The organism is Okeania sp. SIO3I5 (assembly GCF_010672085.1).
Lineage (GTDB): Bacteria > Cyanobacteriota > Cyanobacteriia > Cyanobacteriales > Microcoleaceae > Trichodesmium.
In genome coordinates, this window is the sequence record NZ_JAAHHT010000094.1 from 12,960 (window position 1) to 32,579 (window position 19,620).

Below are 19,620 nucleotides of genomic sequence, written 5' to 3' on the forward strand. Positions count from 1 at the left end.
CCAATTTACTTGTCTTTTCGTCATCTGAAGATTTACTCATATATCCTAATTTTCAAATCCAAAGAAACTAGCGATCGCTGGTAATAATTTTTTCCACTGTTCGATTAATTTTGCTGTCTTAGGTAACTCTATAAATAAACCTTTTAAAAATCTAATTGCTCCTTTTGCTTTTTGTTGGTTTCCCTGGGGATTTTTTCCTGCTTCTGCCAGACTTTGTAATTTTTTTAAAGCTTCTTCTTTATCTTCTTGACTCAAATTTGATTCTGCTTCAATTGCTTTTTGAAGTTGAGTCAAGGATTCTTTAATTCCTGGTTTATTTGGTTCGGAAGAATCAGGTAATTCATTGATTAAAGCAGTAACTTTTCCTTTAACAATACCTGAGACAATATTAGCGCCCTTAATCTCGCTATTTTCAATTTTGATAGAGTTGTTTGTCATACTTAACCTCAATTAATTTCTGAAAAATTTGCTAGTTTAAAAATAATTCGATACTTTTTAATTGGAAATTTTACTTAATAGAAGAGACTACATTTTTCCCAACCTTACCTGATACGAAAGAAGAGGCAATGGATGTTCCTTGGAATTTAATGCTATTATCCTCTAATTTAACGCTATTATCCTGAGAGTAGACGTTGAATGATTTTATCTCTTCTGTATTCATAACTTCGTATAACTTAAGAACTACTTTTATCATCCCCTCCTTATCTGGACTAAGTAAAACTTCTTTCTCCCCTGAATTTCCCTCAATAACCATGCCATATTTTTGAGAAGTTATATTTAGTACATAACGAGGCAATACTAAAATATCAATAACTATCATTAACAAACCAACTATTTGTAAATTTCTGTTCGGATATGAAAGCAATATAATACTTATAGGTACAAGCAACAGCACACCTACAAAGAGTAAAGCAGAATAGGTTTTAGTTCTTCTTTTTTTTGTATTTTTCCTCTCAACCAAACTAATACTGGTAATGTTGCTGATTTGATAAATAGTATTACCATAGATTAAGGTTTTTCCTCTAATTTTTAGAATTGATGATTCTACTTCTTCTGATTCTGGAGAAGATTTTGGTAAATTATCATTCACCCTTAATTTAATTTCAAAGTTATTCTTGTACTGCCACTTATTAGTGAGCTTCTTTAAGCTGTAAAACTTAGTTTAGATAGGCTAAAAATATTAACTACTCATAATACTGAGTCAGAAAAATTTTCATCGTACCCTAAATCCTAATTTAAGAGTTAAACGTAGTTTTGACTATACTAAATTGCCTGATTAAATCGCGATTTTTGTAAATAAAAATCAAGTCAATATAGAAAAATATCCTAAAACGTCCTACGAAAATGAGTTAAAATAGTTGAAACTATTATCAGGACTAAACTCAATGACTATTACGGAAGTTTTACAATTTGCCGATCGCCTAGTTTTTGCTCATAGAGGAAAACATTTAGATGATATTCAAGAAACTGTTATTAAAGGTGTTTGGCAAGGTAAAACTTATGAAAATATTGCACAAGAATGTAATCGTAGTGAAAGTCGAATTCGAGATGTGGGTTATCAGTTATGGAAAACTTTTTCGGAAAGTTTAGGAGAAGATATTAATAAATCTAATTTTTGCTCTACTATCGAAAGATTACAAACAGAGGCAAAGTCACGACAAAATATTTGTGTAGGAACTAATCATAAAAATATTTGTGTAGGAACTAATCATAATTTCGGGTCACAAACTCTATATCAATATCAAAAATATCCTCAAGATTCTCAAATTAAAGATACAGCTAAAACAACTTTTCAGGATTTAAGTATCGCTCCTACAATTAATGCTGCTTACTTTTACGGACGTACTCAAGAATTAGAAATTTTATCCGACTATATTTTCCATAAAAAAACTCGTCTAATGTCAGTATTAGGATTAAGTGGTATTGGCAAAACTACTCTCGTAAAAAGATTTATTGACCTGAATCTTCAAAAGTTCGATGTAGTAATTTGGAGAAATTTAAAATTTGTCAAATCTCTAAATTCCCTAATGACAGACTTGTTAAAAAAAATCAGTATCGAAAATCAAGATATTCTCATCTCAGACGAACAATTTACCCAAATTTTTGACTTATTATCTAGACAAAAATGCTTGATAGTTCTTGACGACGTACAAAATATATTTATCAGTGGAAAATTTGCCGGACAATATCAAAATCAACATACAGAATATCAAAACCTCTTCCAAGCGATCGCTCAAACCGAGCATCAAAGTTGTTTAATATTAATTAGTCAAGAAAAAGCTCAGGAAATGACAGCTTTAGACCGAGAACTATATCCGATTCAATGTTTAGAATTAGAAGGCTTAGATAATTTAGCTGGAATAGAAATAATCCAAGAATATAAACTCCAAGATCGAGAATATTGGTTGAATTTAAACAATATGTATTTAGGCAATCCCTTATATTTGGAACACATAAGCACTTTAATCAAAGATATTTTTCAAGACTTAGTATCTCAGTTTATAGCTGAAGGGAATTTAATCATTACAGAAGAAATGAAACTACTTTTCGATGCCTCATACCAGAGGATGTCTGATGCAGAAAAACAAATAGTTTTAAAAATAAGTAAATGCGATGAAAATGTTTCAATAGAAGATTTAAAAAAATCCTGCTCATTGTCATCTATAGATATTATCAATGGATTGCAATCTCTGAAAAGACGATACTTATTAAATCAAATAAAAACTAACAATACCTTATTTACTCTATCTTCCTTATTCAGAGAATATATTAAAAATTTTCAGATGCAAAACTAAACTATGGTGCTTGCCACAAAGAATAAAGACTATTAAAGAGCGATAGTAATTAAACCTTGTTCTTTAAAATGGGGATTGATGAAAAATTTGATTCCGAATTACTACTTTTTACTTTTTCCGACAAATGAAAAATTTGATATTTCCAATTTTACCTTCCTGATAATTTGGAATTATTTGAAATGGAGCGAGTCGAGCGAGTCGTTCGAGTTACTCAAGCAGAGTTGTTTTTGATGATTTTCTTTTGCCACTAAACCTGAATTACTATTTCTTACTCTCTCCCACAAATGAAAATTTTGATATTTCCAATTTTACCTTCCTGAAAATTTGGAATTATTTGAAATGGAGCGAGTCGAGCGAGTCGTTCGAGTCGTTCGAGCAGTGTTGTTTTTCTGATTTTCTTTTGCCGCTAAATCCGAATTACTACTTTTTACTTTTTCCCACAAATGAAAATTTTGATATTTCCAATTTGAGCTGACTGAGAATTGGGAATTATTTGAAATGGAGCGAGTCGAGCGAGTCGTTCGAGTCGTTCGAGCAGTGTTGTTTTTCTGATTTTCTTTTGCCGCTAAATCCGAATTACTACTTTTTACTTTTTCCGACAAATGAAAATTTTGATATTTCCAATTTTACCTTCCTGATAATTTGGAAATATTTGAAATAGAGCGAGTCGTTCGAGTTGCTTGAGCAGTGTTGTTGTGATGATTTTCTTTTGCCACTAAATCCGAGTTACTATTTCTTACTCTCTCCCACAAATGAAAAATTTGATAATTCTAATTTGAGCTTTCTGATAATTTGGAAATATTTGAAATAGAGCGAGTCGAGCGAGTCGTTCGAGTTACTCGATCGGTGTTGTTTTTCTGATTTTCTTTTGCTACTAAATCTGAATTACTATTTTTTACTTTCTCCCACAAATGAAAATTTTGATATTTCTAATTTTACCTGACTGAGAATTGGGAATTATTTGAAATGGAGCGAGTCGAGCGAGTCGAGCGAGTCGTTCGAGCAGTGTTGTTTTTCTGATTTTCTTTTGCTACTAAATCTGAATTACTATTTTTTACTTTCTCCCACAAATGAAAATTTTGATATTTCTAATTTTACCTGACTGAGAATTGGGAATTATTTGAAATGGAGCGAGTCGAGCGAGTCGAGCGAGTCGTTCGAGCAGTGTTGTTTTTGATGATTTTCTCTTGCTACTAAATCCGAATTACTACTTCCTACTCTCTCCCACACTTCCTACTCTCTCCCACACTTCCCACACTTCCCGCACCTCCCACACCTCCCACACCTCCCACACTCCCTCTCCTAAAATAGTAAACTTTCGTTACAATCCAAATCTGACTATTTGCACAAGTGTCACCTCCCTGTAAACTAACAAGTTAGGACAATTATCAAACGTTGACCTTAGAGATATAGCAGAAGGCAAAGGGCAAAGGGTAAAAGGCAAAAGAAAAAAAGCCATCTTACTATAAATATTTCAATATTCGAGTTTGAGACTTTGATTATGTCCGACTCCCATAAGCTTTGCTTGCTATTTAGATAAAAAATTTGAGAAGTAGAAGGTAAAACAAAGATGGCCGAATCAAGCCAAATACCCTATTTATTACGAGCAACTCAGGGTGAGTTATTAGATCGTCCTCCTGTATGGATGATGAGACAAGCGGGACGCTACATGAAAGCTTATCGAGATTTACGAGATAAATACCCCTCATTTCGCGAGCGTTCCGAAAATGTAGATATTGCTGTGGAAATTTCTCTGCAACCTTTCCACGCTTTTAAACCTGATGGAGTAATTTTATTTTCAGATATCTTAACCCCACTTCCAGCAATAGGTATTGATTTTGATATAGTCGAAAGTAAAGGGCCAATTATCGATCCGCCTATTCGTACTCAATCTCAAATTGACCAACTTCACCCTATCGAACCAGAAGAGTCTCTACCTTTTATTAGGGAAATTTTGCAAATTCTCAAAAGAGAAGTTAAGAATGAGGCAGCAATTTTAGGTTTTATTGGGGCACCTTGGACTTTAGCTGCTTATGCTATTGAGGGTAAGAGTTGTAAAGATTATACCAATATCAAGAGAATGGCTTTTTGTGAGCCTGAAATGTTGCATCAGTTTTTAGGGAAACTGGCAGAGGCGATCGCTGTTTATGCTCGTTATCAAATAAATAGTGGGGCGCAAGTTATCCAAATGTTTGATTCTTGGGCGGGTCAACTTAGTCCTGAAGATTATGAAACTTTTGCTTTGCCTTATCAAAAATTGGTAGTGCAGCAGGTTAAGAAGACTCATCCTAATACTCCTTTTATTCTATATATTAATGGTAGTGCTGGATTATTGGAGAGAATGCCCCAGACTGGTGTTGATATTGTGAGTGTGGACTGGACTGTAGATATTGGTGAAGCTAGACAACGTCTTGGTAAGAATATTGGTATTCAGGGAAATATCGACCCTGGTGTACTTTTTGGTTCTAAGGAGTTTATCAAGTCTCGCATTCTGGAAACTATCCGCAAAGCTGGTAACCGAGGTCATATATTAAATTTAGGACATGGTGTTTTGCAAAAGACTCCTGAAGAAAATGTAGAGTTCTTCTTTAAAACTGCTAAAGAGGTAAGCAGTTTACTAGCAGTAACCGCTTAAGTTCAGTTCAGGTAAGTTGGAGATTTGCATTAATTTTTGTAGGGGTTGGTTTTTAACCTGCCCCTAAATTTATAGCGGAAGATTTTGTCTTTTTTTAGTGGGAGAGCAACGGTCGATACATTTTCTGAAGCACCCCGCCACGGGAGATGAGTCGTCAAAATTTCCTTTTATTGCTCTATACGCAACGGTCGATACATTTCCTAAAGCACCCAGTCACGGGAGATGAGTAGTGCAATTTTCCTTTTATTGCTCTATACGCAACGGTCGATACATTTCCTGAAGCACCCCGCCACGGGAGATGATTAGTCAAAATTTCCTTTTATTGCGTATCGACCGTTGCTCTATACATTTTCTGAAGCACCCAGCCACGGGAGATGGTTAGTCAAAATTTCCTTTTATTGCGTATCGACCGTTGCTCTATACATTTTCTGAAGCACCCAGCCACGGGAGATGAGTTGTCAAAATTTTCTTTTATTGCTCTATACGCAACAGTCGATACATTTCCTGAAGCACCCCGCCACGGGAGATGATTAGTCAAAATTTCCTTTTATTGCGTATCGACCGTTGCTCTATACATTTTCTGAAGCACTCCGTCACGGGAGATGATTAGTCAAAATTTTCTTTTATTGCTCTATACGCAACGGTCGATACATTTCCTGAAGTACCCCGCCACGGGAGATGATTAGTCAAAATTTTCTTTTATTGCTCTATACGCAACGGTCAATACATTTCCTGAAGCACCCCGCCACGGGAGATGAGTAGTCAAAATTTCCTTTTATTGCGTATCGACCGTTGCTCTATACATTTTCTGAAGCACTCCGTCACGGGAGATGATTAGTCAAAATTTCCTTTTATTGCTCTATACGCAACAGTCGATACATTTCCTGAAGCACCCCGCCACGGGAGATGGTTAGTCAAAATTTCCTTTTATTGCTCTATACGCAACAGTCGATACATTTTCTGAAGCACCCAGACACGGGAGATGGTTAGTCAAAATTTCCTTTTATTGCTCTATACGCAACAGTCGATACATTTTCTGAAGCACCCAGACACGGGAGATGGTTAGTCAAAATTTCCTTTTATTGCTCTATACGCAACAGTCGATACATTTTCTGAAGCACCCAGACACGGGAGATGGTTAGTCAAAATTTCCTTTTATTGCTCTATACGCAACAGTCGATACATTTCCTGAAGCACCCCCGCCACGGGAGATGATTAGTCAAAATTTCCTTTTATTGCTCTATACGCAACAGTCGATACATTTTCTGAAGCACCCAGACACGGGAGATGATTAGTCAAAATTTTCTTTTATTGCTCTATACGCAACAGTCGATACATTTCCTGAAGCACCCCGCCACGGGAGATGAGTCGTCAAAATTTCCGACTAGACTGACACATCTTAAATGTTACGTTAGAAAAAAAAATTCTCAAATCTTGCTATAAAAGGAACTATACGAAAAAAGCGCTCTGCACAGTTTTAGCTGTGTCAGTCCACTACAAATTTTGCTAATAACTAATAACTAATTTGTATGAGCAAGAAACAGATTTTCATCACGGGTGCTAGCGGGTGTATTGGTCACTATATTGTTGAATATTTAATTCAAAATACCCACCACGAACTTTACTTATTAGTTAGAAACCCAGATAAATTAAAAGTTGACTATAAAGCTCGTTCTGGTATTAATATTTTAAACGCAAATCTGAGAGAAATTGAGCAGTTTTCATCCTTACTCCAAGAAATTAATGTGGCAATTTTAGCTGCTACTGCTTGGGGAAATTTGCAGGAAGTATTTGATATTAATGTGATTAAAACTCTGAAGTTAATCACATTACTAAATGCTCAAGTCTGTGAAAATATCATCTATTTTTCTACTGCTAGTATTCTCGACCAAAATAACAGATTACTTAGAAAAGCTGGAGAAATTGGTACTGACTATATTCGCTCTAAGTATGACTGTATGTATCAGTTATCTCGACTTAAGAATTTACCTCCTCTAACTTGTCTTTTTCCTACTTTGGTTTTAGGAGGAGATGAACAAAAACCAGATTCTCATCTGTCTGCTGGTTTGCCAGAAATAATTAAATATATTGGTTTAATTCGATGGTTAAAGACTGATGGTAGTTTCCATTTTATTCATGCTGCTGATATTGCTCAAGTAGTTGGTTATTTAGTTGAAAATCCACCCCAGTCAAAAGAATTACAAAAATTAATTTTAGGGAATCCAAAAGTTACAGTAAATCAGACTGTTGAAGAAATTTGTGCATATCTGAAGAAACGAATATTTTTTCGTTTTAATTTGACTCCTTGGTTGATAGAGGTAATAATTTCAGTGTTTAAAATTCAAGTTGCAGCTTGGGATAGATTCTGTTTAGAATATCGCCATTTTACATATCAAAATCCTATTAATCCAGCTACTTTTGAATTGCCAAGTTATTGTCCTACGGTTGCTGATATTTTGAGAACTAATGTCGCTACGCGGAATTCAAAATTCAAAATTTAAAATTCATGCATTATTGGTTAGTCCAGCTTTTAGGATTTTGTAACTCCTATAGTGATAAAAATGTTCATTTTCTGAAGCTCTAAAAATTTCGGTAGAAAATACTGGGAAAATAAACTCAATTTTGTGGTACTATACATTTATAAGCGTCAGCTTGCCTATGCGCATGATTTTTTATTCAACCAAACAAATGTGTAGTGACAAAAGCTAAATCAAAAAGTATTTTTTTAGTCCGAAAAAATAGGCTGAATATCTACGCGCTCGCCATTACTGTCAATACATTTTCAACTTTCTGAAGTTCTCAAAAATAATTTATAGTCGTTTCAAATAAAAATGAGACGGCTAAATCCCTGATTTTCAAGGATTTTACGAGGTTAAGTGCCTCAATCTTAGCTGGAATGACTATAACTACTGACTTATGACTTATGACTTATAACTTATAACTTATAACTACTGACTTATGACTTATGACTTATGACTTATGACTTCAGCTGACTTCTAACTTATGAATTCAACTATATCTACACGATCGCCCACCCTTAAACCCAACTCCATAGCTCTACCACCCCTCAACTCAATTACTCCATCAACAGGAGTACCTGGTCCATAAGTAGGGCAAGGTTCAGTTTCACAAGGAGGTAAATTAGAAAAAATTGCCTGTACTACCCCATCCCTCAAAAACACCATATCCAAATTAATAAATACATTTCTCATCCAAAAATTCACCGCGCGAGGAGGATCGATAGAAAATAACATACCCTGATCGTCCGGCAACTCAGTCCGAAACATCAAACCTACTGCTTGCTCAAAAGGAGTTCGTGCTACCTCCAAATTAACAACTTGACCAGAAAAATTTGCCTGTGCTGAAATAGGTAACATTTGACCTAACTCCACTCCACCTAACAAAGAACTAAAATTCGACTCCTCAAGATTTGTCACCCCTGATAAAATTGCCAAATATTCTCCCGTTACTCTATCTTGAATAATAGTATTACCCTCAGAAGGCAAAATATTTAACTCACTAAATTGTAACCCTCCAGTTAGGATGAGGCGATCGCCACCATTCCCAAAATCAGTAATCACGTCTGCATCTGCCAAACTTAGTCCACCAGTAGATGATAAGTCTCCACGTCTACCAATGGCAAACACATCGTCTCCCTCACCCCCAGTCATTGTATCGGTACCCAAGTCACCAATTAACCAGTCTGCTCCAAAATCTCCAGAAATGAAGTCATTTCCTTGCCCGCCAAAGATTGTATCGGCATCTTGTCCGCCGTAAATAATATCATCTCCTTGATTGCCTTGGAGGACATCGGTTCCCTGGTTGCCGAAAATTTGGTCATTACCCCCGAAACCTTGGGCAATATCTTTACTTTCCAGAGCAGAGATGATGTCACTATCGGGAGTGCCACTGAGAAAGTCAATACCTACCGTACCTTGAATATTTGTCATTTCAGTTATCAGTTATCAGTATTTAGGAGAAAGATGCTTTTTGGTTGAATAAAAAGTCATGTGCATGGGCGAATTAACCCTTATTGAAGTAAGCATATCAAAATTATTTAGAAAGTGCAAACTGATTCTGATAACGGATTTTTTTTTGGAGCTTCACAAAATGAATATAGCTACCAAATTATTCTCATATCTAATATAAATCCAGGCAAAACATCTCAGTTATCAGTTTCGCTAGACACGGATTTGGCCACGGATACACGGATGGATGTAGTCGAGTAGTTGACTGTTTCTATAACTGCCTCGCGACAATCTCTGAAAATAATACAGTCATTGCGAGGGGGGAAGGAAAAGTAATTATTTTATGTGAAGCACCCCAATACCCCCCGAAGCAATCTTTTCTATAATACGGGAGATTGCTTAGGCGATCGTTAATGGTAAATCCTAGAGGTTAACTGTTTGTATCACTGTCTCGCAATGACAATCACTTCTGTCATAGAAAGGGGAAAAGACTGGTATCTGATGAGCGATAAATAGGTTATTAAAAACTGATAACTGAATATCAGGCGGCTGAAACGGCTATATGTTAAAGTCTACAAGTCTTTGCGCGAGAGAAGTGCGGATTGTTTAGCCCGCCAAACATCACGCCTCCACTTTGGTGGGAATCCCGCCGGAAGGTGTCCCAGTTTAGGCGTTTCCAGACTAAAAGTCAGGTCTAAATAAATAACCCAACTTCCTCCTTGAGTCCATCCCACTTCGTCGCCGAATGCTTCCCATACTTTTTTATCATACTTCCTTGTACCACCCAAGCTCTGATAAATTTGCTTCTGCACAGAAAAGCCAAACTTTCCATTACTATACTTTATCCAAAGTTGGTCAATAGTGCGCAGGTCTTCACAAGGAAAATTATCTATATCTTCTACTCTCAAGAAAAATTCCTTTTCTCGTCTTGCAACTTCCAACATACAACGCTCAGTTTCCTGGTCTGCTTTTTTCCATTCTTCTGCCGCTAATAAGTCACGCAACTTTTTATAGTTTACTTTTCTAGCTGAAACCAAAGGTACATCATTAGAAACAAAATTTTGTGGAGGTTGCTGATTTTTTTGAGTATGAGAAACAGAAATTTTTGGAGATTTTTGAGTTTCTTGAGCAGTAGAAACAGAAGAGTTACCAAACCCTAAATCAGCCAAAACATCCTCAACCTTCTGATAACGTTGCTTCGGTTTTTGCTCTACCAAACTATCTAAAACTTTACCCAAATCATCACTGACAAAATTTCCATTTAAACAATCTCGCCATACCCATTCCATTTCCATTACATCATATATATCAAACGGACTCATCTGAGTTAATAAATGCAAACAAGTTACCCCCAAACTATACAGATCGCTCCTAGACTTTGCCTTTCCCATAGACTGTTCCGGGGCGCAATATTCTGCCGAACCAATAACCGTTCCTGTCACTGTTCGACGTTGAGTTGTCTGCATAATTTTAGATGCTCCAAAGTCAACCAATACTAATTTTTTATCCGCCTCTCTCCTAATAATATTCTCTGGTTTAATATCCCGATGAATGACATTATGACTGTGAACAAACTGCAAAACAGATAATAAGTCTATTAACAATTCTCGAATCTGACTTTCATTAAAAACACCACGATTATCTAACTCTTGTTGCAGGGTTTCTCCCTGAATAAATTCCTGTACTAAATATTGACGATTATCTACATAAAAATAAGCAAAAAGTTCGGGAATTTGGGGATGCTTTCCTAACAATTCTAACCTTTCTGCTTCCTGTGCAAATAACTCGGCAGCTTTTTCCACAGTTTCCGTTCCTTGAGCTTGAGGAAGAAACTGTTTAATTACACAAGAAGGTTTAGAAGGTTTAAACTCATCCACAGCTAAAAAAGTACGACCAAAACCACCAAGTCCTAGAATACTTTTTGCCCAATAACGTTCTACAAGTAATAATTTATTTCCGCATTTTTGACAGAATTGAAAATTATCGGGATTAATATTTAGACATTCTGGGTTGAGACATTGAGACATAATAATAAGTTTTCTAATAGAAATTTGTACTAGGGTTTGGAGACAGGGTTTCGAGGTAGAATTTGGAGACCAAACCTCTACTATTTTTAGCACATCTAGACAAAAATTGTCGGTAAAAAAATCTGGTTGGAACTTTCCTTGGTCATTTCAGTTATCAGTTATCAGTACCTCTGCTTAAAGTTAAAGGCTTGAAATATTAGACATTTTCAGAAAATAAACTTGCCCTTTATTTACCATAAAATAGAGTTGTAAAATTTTCTGATAAAATCATTTTATGTAGATTTTTACTGAAAATCTCTTCCCTGTTTCCTGTTAAGTTTTCCCTGTTTCCTACTTTTACAAAAAGTCTACATATTTTTCACCAGATGTCTATTGAACCTGTTTTTTTCATCCCCTTGAAAGGGGAGGCTTGAGACCTGATTTTTTGGTCAAAAATTAAATTTTAATAAACTACAACTATAGCACTACGCATTAAGGTTAGGACATTTCTAAATCCTGAAAGCCTTTGAAAGTCGGCTGTTCCCTGTTCCCTGTTCCCTGTTCCCTAGCGCGTAGCGCTATACCACTAATTCCTAACTTCTATACTATTAAAATAGTCAAAAATTCAAACATATCTAAAAATAATGCCAGGTCCTACTCCTAACGGATTTTATGAATTAACTTTAGATTCTGATAACTTTCAGCTAACTTCTCAATTACTAGCAAATTTGCCTGGAGGTTTACTTGGTTTAAGTGGCAATGATTCAATTATTGGAGCTGAAGATGCAGAAATTATTAATGGTAATCAAGACAATGATTCAATTAGTGGAAATCAAGGCAATGACACAATATTCGGAGGCAAAAATTATGACTTAATTTTTGGTGGAGATGGTGATGATTTTCTCAGTGGAAATTTAGGCAATGATGAAATTTTTGGTGATGCTGGAAATGATATTTTGAGAGGTGGAAAAGAAGATGATTTGCTAAATGGTGGAGATGGTGATGATAGTTTGTATGGAGATTTAGGAATAGATACTCTCACTGGAGGAAATGGTGCAGATGTCTTTTTCCTTTCGGAAGAAGCAGACATAATTACTGATTTTTCAAGAGGCGATCGCTTAAATTTACCATCAGGTTTAACAGCTAATGATTTAACATTTGCAACTAGCACTTCAGGAGGTAATGATACTGTAATTTCAATTAGTAATTCAGGACAAATTATTGGTTTATTATTAGGTACTTTACCATCAGAAATCGACCCAAATACTTTATCTTTTATAGATACGTCTGGTAATGGAAACCTTAATAGCAGCTTCATAGAAACCCAACCATTATTATCAGAAAATATCCGCATTTCTATAGACTCATTACCACAACCTTTTGCCAGTGATAGTGCTTCTAATCCTGCCGATATTATTCCAGTTCCTAATAATCCAACCTTGCAAGTTCCTGATGGATTTACAGTTAATGTATTTGCTGAAGATTTAGACAGACCTCGTTGGTTAGGAGTTACTCCAACCGGAGATGTATTAGTAACAGAAACTCCACTCAATCAAATCCGTTTATTGCGCGATACAGACGGCGATGGAACAGCAGATTTTTCTCAGATTTTTGCTTCAGAAACCAATGGATTAAATCAACCTTTTGGGATGGCTTTTACTGAAGATTATTTTTATGTCGGAAACACAGATTCAATAATTAGATATCCCTACAATATTGGGGATATACAAATTAATGGAACTGGGGAAAAAATCGCCGATTTACCAGCAGGAGGTCATTGGACTCGGAACTTAGCAATTTCTGAAAATAATCAACTTTTTGTTTCTATTGGTTCCCTCTCCAATGTATCTGTCGAAGAATTACCAAGAGCATCAGTTCAAGTAATGAATTTAGATGGTTCTAATCAACAAACTTTTGCTTTTGGTTTAAGAAATCCAGTAGGTTTAGACTTTAATCCAATTACAGGTCAACTTTATACAACTGTCAATGAACGAGATGGATTAGGAGATAACTTAGTTCCTGATTATTTAACAGGATTAGAACAAGGTGAATTTTATGGTTGGCCGTATGCTTATTTATCACCTAATTTGGAAGACCCTAGAAGAGCAGAAGAAAATCCTAATTTAGTAGCTCAAACTGAAACTCCTGATGTTTTATTTCAATCCCATTCTGCACCTTTAGGACTTCAATTTTATGATCAAGAAACTTTCCCAGAAGAATATCAAAATGGAGCTTTTGTCGCCTTTCGAGGCAGTTGGAATCGTCAGGAACCTACAGGTTATAAATTAGTATTTTTACCCTTTGATGAAAGTGGAAATGCTACAGGAGAATATCAAGACTTTTTAACAGGATTTTTGGATATTTCAGAGGAAACAACTTGGGGTCGTCCGACTGGTTTACAGGTATTACCCGATGGGAGTTTATTATTTACTGAAGAAGTGAATAATCGGGTTTATCGTATTCAATATAATGATTAAAATCCGATTGAAAAGTTGTCATTGCGAAGATAGGAAGCAATCTCTTATCTTTAGGAGATTGCTTCCTTCCACGGAGTGTAAGTCGCAACGACTTAGCGATAAATTATCCGCATTCTATATGAGCAATTTTAATTTCGGTACTATCGATGTAAAGTGTCTGGAAATGGGGAGGATGGTGAGGTACACTTAAAGGTTAATCTATATCCTTGTAACACAGCCTTCAAGACTGTAACAAGCAGGATGCTTGAACTGCCAAAATTACTAATAGGTTTCCAGCTTTTAACAAAAAAAAATTTTGTATCTCACGCGCCTCCGAAACTGCTGTAATTATAACAGGACTTAGGCGAACCCACCCAAAAACTGGGTTTATTACCCTGATTATTTGATTATTAATTATCAATTATCCATTATTAATTATCCATTATCAATGATATCGTTACAAAGAGTTCGATCGCTCTCATTAACTTCGGGGTTATTCTCCAGATAGTCTCGCACCCAATTACAACCACGCACTAGCAATTCGTCTAAGTCTTGATTTTCTGTAGATGTGGGTAGCTGTTGCTTCTGCAACTTCCACAAGCGGATAGTACCATCTTCTCCACCAGTTGCCAGTAAGTTGCCATCAGGACTAAAGCAAGATAGTAATAGAAGACCTAAATGTATCAGGAATGATGGCGAACCATAAACTAGCTAAAGCTGTTGCCGATATGGGTTTTTATGAATTTAGAAGACAATTACAGTACAAGTGTGAGCTATATGGTTCTAAGTTAATCATTGTTGATAGATGGTTTCCTAGTTCTAAAACTTGCTCTAACTGTGGAAATGTCAAGAAGTCTCTATCTTTATCTGAGAGGATGTTTAAGTGTGAACACTGTGGTTTAAGTTGTGACAGAGACTTGAATGCTAGCTTAAATCTAGCTCAGGCGGTCAGTTTGATCGTCACAGCTTGTGGACTGGATAACGCCGACGTTGCCAGTGCAATAGGGAATAGAACAGATTGTTTATAGAAAATCATAGATTTTTGCAGATAATCGTAGGTTTCTAAGAACGGCTAAAAGTAACGCTGGTAACTAAACCTTGATTTACTCTCACTAAACTTGTAACTGGTGAGCTGTAAGCAAGAACAATAGTGTTAGCAATAATATATTTAATAAGGCAAGACTTGACAACAAAACGATAGGTTTTATTTCCCTTTGACTTTTGGTCACTACTAACCGAGCATCAACTGCATTTTTGACTAACTTCCAACGGTTTTCCTGGAATTCTTCTTCGGTGACGACTCGTTGGGTGCCCTCAGTTCCTTCGCCAGGAGGCACCAACGGCACAAAAATGCGACTGACTTGTTCTTTTTCCTGTTTGCTGAGTTGATGATACTTTTCATTGGCATAGCGGGTTAAGACCCCAGAGATTTCCCCTATCTTTTCATAAGCGTTGTGGGTTAATTGTTTCTGGGTGAGCTTTTGCCACAGTTTTGTGAGGGCAAATTCTAATAGGGGTAGGGGTAAATTTCCCAGCTCTTGTTGCACATCATTGAGAATTCTCTGCACCAGTCCGTATTCAAAGCTGACTCCTAAGTTTTGCGTCTGAAACTTCCAGCAAATCCACAAAACCCCATCCCGCTAATCTTCCTCCTGCCTGAACCAATGATTTTGTCTGGATAACTCCATACTTTCTTAGCACCGTCAACGGGTCTTCCACAACTAACTCTGCTTTTCCAGTAGCTACTTGTTGAGCTTCTGCTACCGCTGAGAATACAACTCGTTCCGGGATAGGAAGTCCATCATAAAACCATGCTAGTCCAACTTCACCAATCTCGATCGCTTTATCAACAACATTTTCTACATCTTCACGAGTGATAAGCGATCGCTCTTCTTCTCTTGCTTTAGAAAAGAGAACAAAACATATTATTTGAGTAAAATAAGGATGCCCTGCTGATAGCTCCATAATCGCCTGAATTGCATCAGACTGATATTCTAAAACACCCTGAACTGGTTTAGTAATTAATCTCTCAGCATTTGGCTTTTGCAACAAACCAATTCTCAGATTAGGTGCTTCATGGAACAAACCGAGTAAATTCGGCATATCATCAAGTCGTCGTCCCACAACTGGAATGATAAAAAGCTTTTTTTGTTGATCAATAAGGGATTTCAAATAGGGAAATAAGTGAGTGCTTGCTGTATCTTGAGAGTGTTCGCCGAAAACATCAAACTCATCTAGCAAAAGAACTAAATTTTTGCCATCTATTACTTCAAAAATTTGCCCTAAGAAAACCTCAGAAAAAAGCCCTTGTTCTTTCTGTAAATCCTTTTTAGATGGAATCCTAACCCCATCAACTTGCAGCTCAAATTCATCCTCCAAATATTCCAGAATTTCTGAGGCAATTTCATACAGAACATCACTAACTGGTTTCCTGCTTTTGCCTTCCAGAGACAGGAAAACAAATAAAAACTCTTCTAGCTGAACAAAGTTATGAACTTGCAACAATACCGAGGACTTACCAATACGGCGCTGACCATGGAGTAAAATTACCTTGGCATTCTGCTTCAAATTATCCTTAATAAATCGAAAGAGGTCTTCTCGCCCGAAAAAAAATTCCGGTTCGTCAATCGGAACACCTATAATATAAGGATTGTCTTGTCCAGTAATTGAAGCAGTCATGCCATTAATTCCTTGCTACTATTGTTTGGTTCTCAACACTTTCTTCCTGCTAGCGCGTCTAGACTAAAATTGTGGTTAAAACCTAACCCCCCAACCCCTTCCCTCCTCCCCCCTTGCCCCACGAGTGAAAGGGGGGAGGAGGGAAGGGGGAGAACACTCCTTTCTCTCTTGACAAAGGAAGGGGGAGAACACTCCCCCAACCCCACAACTATCCCCCCTTGCCCCACGAGTGAAAGCTATGCTTTATAAACATCTTTCTCTTTTCATAAAACTTGGGCATTATTGAGAAGTTATGGGTAGGTCTGGGAGCGGCTTTTTCGGGAGAAAGGAGAAAAATGTATTGAATTAGACACATGCGAAGTGAAGACTGTAGACAGAATTCTTCCTCCCCCTCCTCCCCATCCTCCCCATCCTCCCCATCCTCCCCATCCTCCCCATCCTCTCCATCCTCCCCATCCTCCCCATGTTGAGAATTGCCAAATGTTCTGGAAAATTTGTTCCGTTCGACTTTGAAAGTCTTGAATAAATGTCTCAAGCTCCGTTATTTTTCCTTCTTGAAGCCTTTCATATAGAAGATATCCTGCATTTTGAAGTAGTTGTGGATGCCCACCAGTAATTTTCAAAACACCTTCTTGCAAACTCTGTTTAATTTTAATGAAACGGGGAGAAGTAGAAGTGAAAAACTCCTCCATAACTTCAGCCTTTGAGAAAGGTTTCATTAGTTGGAAGATATAGTGATTATACCAAGGTGAACCACTTCCTCGAAAGTTTTGGTCCAAGTTCATTCAATCGCCTGAATGTAGTTACAATAGTCCGCAAATGTCGCCTTACTTTTTTATCTACTGCCAGATTACGAAATTCGCTCAGGAATGCTAGCATCTCAACTTCTGTATATTCGACATTCGGGTTGAGAGCAGAATCATAATCATCAATTAGTAGCAGCAAGAATTTATCTTGATCCTGCTGACCAATTTTCTTAAGTATCCGACGGATATCCGCCTTCTCAATAGTTTCTCCTTCTAAGACCTCATCAATAAGAGCTTCTAATTCATCGTTATCCTCAACTTCATCTTTCAACAAGATTAAGATTTCCTTCCAAAAAGCATAGGGCGTGAAAGGATTGATATCAGTACAGTTGAGGTAAACAATAAACGACTTTGAGTAGTCTTGTCCTTGCTCTTGCCAAATTTCAGGGTAAGTTAGAAGATAGAGAAGAGATGATTTACCCATACCAGAGCTACCATAGAAAGCAGCGTGTCCACGAAAATTATTAGCAATTAGATCGAAAGCAAATCGAAGTTCAGATTTTCGCCCGATGAAATATTCTGGAGGTACAGGACCAGCAGGGAAGAAAGGATTGTTTGTCCGTGGATTTTAACGCTCGCGTGAGATAAGATACCTAGTCCTCCCCTGAGATAAAAGGGTTTTAGGCTATGCGATCCGTGCCCATGTATTAAATATATACGAATATAGGCACATTTTTCGACTTCTTGGCACGGATTTAGGCATGAGTTAAAGCCATTTTATCTCCTCTAATTTATATCTTTTTTTACTTCTAATGGCCATTTGCCAGGGCAATTGGCCTACGTTAACAAAACAAATGTATCTACAAAGAAAAAGGATGATTTTCTCTGACTGGTGACTATATTCAGTCGTAGCAAAGGTTTCAGGATTAGTCACCCAAAGTTAGTGACTGACTGGTGACTATACAGTAAACAGTCTACTGGACTGTAGACCACAAGATGCAGTAGTAGACAGTAAAGAAATAATCGGACACCTGCCTGTAAAAACTTCTTGGCCACCTCTGGATTGTCCTTAATTATCCATTCAGTAACTAATTTTTCGGATATTAGGTTGACGGTTTTCGCTCCAGCCTCAGTCAGGACTTTAGGCGTTATTACCTCGCTTTGGTTGACGGTTTGTAATCGCTTAGAGATTGCCTGCTTAGATAACCCAGAAAGCCTCGCATAACCCGATACTGAGAAAAACTTTACCCAGCCTCCGTATTAATTATTACTTCAAGGCCGTTGTTAATAAATGTCTGATGTGTTAAATTAGTCATAGTAATAGTTCCTTTATAGGTGTGCAAAACTATTATAAGCGATCGCTCATACTTATTTTTAAATTTATTTTTAAATAATTACTATATATATATATATTTAATCTACTAATTTCCTCAAAGCTCCAGCAGCTAACTGAGTGTAGCGGATAGTATTATTGACTTGCTTGTGGCCTAATAACTGCTGGACTAGACGCAAATCATGGCCTTGATTTATGAGGTGATATCCACAGGAATGTCTGAGTTGATGCGGGTGAATTATCATTCCTGCAGCTGTCCCTAATTCTGTAATTAAGTAATAGATTGTTTTTCCAGATATAGCTTGTTTATTTCTACCCATCCACACATAGCCAGATGAGCGATCGCCACTTTCTCTCTGGTACTTTCTGAGGGCATTTAACTCATCCTTCCATAATGGAGCGGCACCACTTAGGGAACCTTTAGCCCGGCGGATAAATATTTCCTGTGCCTGAAAGTTAATATCTTCCCATCTCATAGCGACTGCTTCAGACCGTCGCAGTCCATGTCGATTCGCAAGGCTCACCGAGAAACTATTAAGCCTGAAACTCCACCACCACCACAGACAGATAACAATTCTCAGTCTGTGGCAAGTGATGAAATGGCTGTGGCTGAGAAAACTGTACTCACTCAGCGAGCTCGGCGAGTGCAAAAGAAGAAATCTCAATCTGACATAGATGAAAATATTCAAGTTAGAGAAAAGCGGGGGAATGAATGGTGGGATGAGTTGGGGATATTGTTGCCTGAGCGCGATCAATATCTTCAGAGGAGGGGAAATATTATTGAGTTTATGAATGGCACTGCTGATAGTCTCAGTCAGCTATCTCAAAGTTGTCATCCCCATGAGTTTATTAAGATAATTACAAATGACACCGGAACAGAGAAAACAGTACCGAATGATTATTCAGAGTGGGGGGATAGAAGCTGCTCTGAGGTATCTAAAGATGGTGGAATCGTTGACTTACCTATCCCACCGCCCTGTTAGGGGTCTCCCTAAAAATCGT

21 protein-coding genes and 1 pseudogene are annotated in these 19,620 nt (G+C 37.0%); 7 read left to right on the forward strand and 15 right to left on the reverse strand.

The genetic code is table 11. The annotated features are described in order from the left end of the window. Nucleotides 1–45 precede the first annotated feature (45 nt). Nucleotides 46–438, reverse strand: coding sequence for a cupin domain-containing protein (locus tag F6K40_RS20530; protein ID WP_293138962.1), 393 nt, complete (start codon nt 436–438; stop codon nt 46–48). A gap of 70 nt (nt 439–508) precedes the next feature. Further along, entirely contained in the window at nt 509–1,090 is a 582-nt protein-coding gene (locus F6K40_RS20535; protein WP_293138963.1) for a DUF6232 family protein, read from the reverse strand. 295 nt (nt 1,091–1,385) lie between these two features. On the opposite strand from F6K40_RS20535, the gene F6K40_RS20540 reads away from it, so the two are divergent. Next, nucleotides 1,386–2,795 (forward strand): helix-turn-helix domain-containing protein, encoded by a 1,410-nt coding sequence (locus F6K40_RS20540; protein ID WP_293138964.1) that lies wholly within the window; start codon nt 1,386–1,388, stop codon nt 2,793–2,795. A 308-nt stretch (nt 2,796–3,103) separates the two neighbouring features. On the opposite strand, the gene F6K40_RS20545 is transcribed toward F6K40_RS20540, so the two are convergent. From F6K40_RS20545 to F6K40_RS20560, 4 genes are read right to left on the reverse strand one after another with little or no spacing between them, the layout of a single operon-like run. Further along, entirely contained in the window at nt 3,104–3,397 is a 294-nt protein-coding gene (locus F6K40_RS20545) for a hypothetical protein (protein ID WP_293138965.1), read from the reverse strand. A 24-nt stretch (nt 3,398–3,421) separates the two neighbouring features. Then, nucleotides 3,422–3,547, reverse strand: coding sequence for a hypothetical protein (locus tag F6K40_RS20550; protein WP_293138966.1), 126 nt, complete (start codon nt 3,545–3,547; stop codon nt 3,422–3,424). An 18-nt stretch (nt 3,548–3,565) separates the two neighbouring features. Continuing rightward, complete coding sequence (locus F6K40_RS20555; protein ID WP_293138967.1) at nt 3,566–3,706, reverse strand: hypothetical protein; 141 nt, start codon at nt 3,704–3,706, stop codon at nt 3,566–3,568. 24 nt (nt 3,707–3,730) lie between these two features. Beyond that, nucleotides 3,731–3,865 (reverse strand): hypothetical protein, encoded by a 135-nt coding sequence (locus F6K40_RS20560; RefSeq protein WP_293138968.1) that lies wholly within the window; start codon nt 3,863–3,865, stop codon nt 3,731–3,733. A 500-nt stretch (nt 3,866–4,365) separates the two neighbouring features. Here F6K40_RS20560 and hemE point away from each other — a divergent pair, with 500 nt between their 5' ends. Together hemE and F6K40_RS20570 are read left to right on the forward strand one after the other, a co-directional pair. Next, on the forward strand, nt 4,366–5,430 hold the full coding sequence (gene hemE / locus F6K40_RS20565; protein ID WP_293138969.1) for a uroporphyrinogen decarboxylase: 1,065 nt from the start codon (nt 4,366–4,368) through the stop codon (nt 5,428–5,430). A gap of 1,529 nt (nt 5,431–6,959) precedes the next feature. Further along, the gene (locus tag F6K40_RS20570; RefSeq protein WP_293138970.1) at nt 6,960–7,931 is read left to right on the forward strand and encodes an NAD-dependent epimerase/dehydratase family protein; all 972 of its coding nucleotides are present in this window, start codon (nt 6,960–6,962) and stop codon (nt 7,929–7,931) included. A 495-nt stretch (nt 7,932–8,426) separates the two neighbouring features. On the opposite strand, the gene F6K40_RS20575 is transcribed toward F6K40_RS20570, so the two are convergent. Next, nucleotides 8,427–9,380 (reverse strand): DUF192 domain-containing protein, encoded by a 954-nt coding sequence (locus F6K40_RS20575; protein ID WP_293138971.1) that lies wholly within the window; start codon nt 9,378–9,380, stop codon nt 8,427–8,429. 114 nt (nt 9,381–9,494) lie between these two features. Between F6K40_RS20575 and F6K40_RS20580 the strand changes: the two genes are divergently transcribed. Continuing rightward, nucleotides 9,495–9,659 (forward strand): hypothetical protein, encoded by a 165-nt coding sequence (locus F6K40_RS20580; protein ID WP_293138972.1) that lies wholly within the window; start codon nt 9,495–9,497, stop codon nt 9,657–9,659. A 311-nt stretch (nt 9,660–9,970) separates the two neighbouring features. On the opposite strand, the gene F6K40_RS20585 is transcribed toward F6K40_RS20580, so the two are convergent. Continuing rightward, nucleotides 9,971–11,425 (reverse strand): GUN4 domain-containing protein, encoded by a 1,455-nt coding sequence (locus F6K40_RS20585; RefSeq protein ID WP_293138973.1) that lies wholly within the window; start codon nt 11,423–11,425, stop codon nt 9,971–9,973. A gap of 623 nt (nt 11,426–12,048) precedes the next feature. Between F6K40_RS20585 and F6K40_RS40950 the strand changes: the two genes are divergently transcribed. Beyond that, on the forward strand, nt 12,049–13,881 hold the full coding sequence (locus F6K40_RS40950; RefSeq protein WP_365672194.1) for a PQQ-dependent sugar dehydrogenase: 1,833 nt from the start codon (nt 12,049–12,051) through the stop codon (nt 13,879–13,881). Between the two features lie 414 nt (nt 13,882–14,295). Here F6K40_RS40950 and F6K40_RS20600 read toward each other — a convergent pair whose 3' ends face one another. Continuing rightward, nucleotides 14,296–14,451, reverse strand: a complete 156-nt coding sequence (locus F6K40_RS20600) for a hypothetical protein (protein ID WP_293138974.1) — start codon at nt 14,449–14,451, stop codon at nt 14,296–14,298. 30 nt (nt 14,452–14,481) lie between these two features. Then, nucleotides 14,482–14,547 (reverse strand): annotated as a pseudogene (locus F6K40_RS41395) (hypothetical protein); the annotation flags it as partial. Between F6K40_RS41395 and F6K40_RS20605 the strand changes: the two are divergent. After that, nucleotides 14,526–14,888: an RNA-guided endonuclease InsQ/TnpB family protein gene (locus F6K40_RS20605; RefSeq protein ID WP_375340583.1), complete on the forward strand. Its 363-nt coding sequence runs from the start codon at nt 14,526–14,528 to the stop codon at nt 14,886–14,888. The pseudogene F6K40_RS41395 and the gene F6K40_RS20605 sit on opposite strands and share 22 nt — an antisense overlap. Before the next feature lie 84 nt (nt 14,889–14,972). Here the strand turns inward: F6K40_RS20605 and F6K40_RS20610 are convergent, their stop codons facing one another. From F6K40_RS20610 to F6K40_RS20630, 5 genes are all read right to left on the reverse strand, one after another. Continuing rightward, the gene (locus tag F6K40_RS20610) at nt 14,973–15,488 is read right to left on the reverse strand and encodes an nSTAND1 domain-containing NTPase (RefSeq protein WP_293138981.1); all 516 of its coding nucleotides are present in this window, start codon (nt 15,486–15,488) and stop codon (nt 14,973–14,975) included. Further along, entirely contained in the window at nt 15,439–16,539 is a 1,101-nt protein-coding gene (locus F6K40_RS20615; RefSeq protein ID WP_293138975.1) for an ATP-binding protein, read from the reverse strand. The genes F6K40_RS20610 and F6K40_RS20615 overlap by 50 nt, the downstream gene beginning before the upstream one ends. 290 nt (nt 16,540–16,829) lie before the next feature. After that, entirely contained in the window at nt 16,830–17,258 is a 429-nt protein-coding gene (locus tag F6K40_RS20620) for a hypothetical protein (protein ID WP_293138976.1), read from the reverse strand. Nucleotides 17,259–17,277: 19 nt separating this feature from the next. Then, nucleotides 17,278–17,856, reverse strand: a complete 579-nt coding sequence (locus F6K40_RS20625; RefSeq protein ID WP_365672200.1) for an ATP-binding protein — start codon at nt 17,854–17,856, stop codon at nt 17,278–17,280. Between the two features lie 842 nt (nt 17,857–18,698). Further along, nucleotides 18,699–19,142, reverse strand: a complete 444-nt coding sequence (locus F6K40_RS20630; RefSeq protein WP_293138977.1) for a tyrosine-type recombinase/integrase — start codon at nt 19,140–19,142, stop codon at nt 18,699–18,701. Here F6K40_RS20630 and F6K40_RS20635 point away from each other — a divergent pair. After that, nucleotides 19,122–19,601, forward strand: a complete 480-nt coding sequence (locus tag F6K40_RS20635; protein WP_293138978.1) for a hypothetical protein — start codon at nt 19,122–19,124, stop codon at nt 19,599–19,601. The genes F6K40_RS20630 and F6K40_RS20635 overlap by 21 nt on opposite strands. Nucleotides 19,602–19,620: the final 19 nt, after the last annotated feature.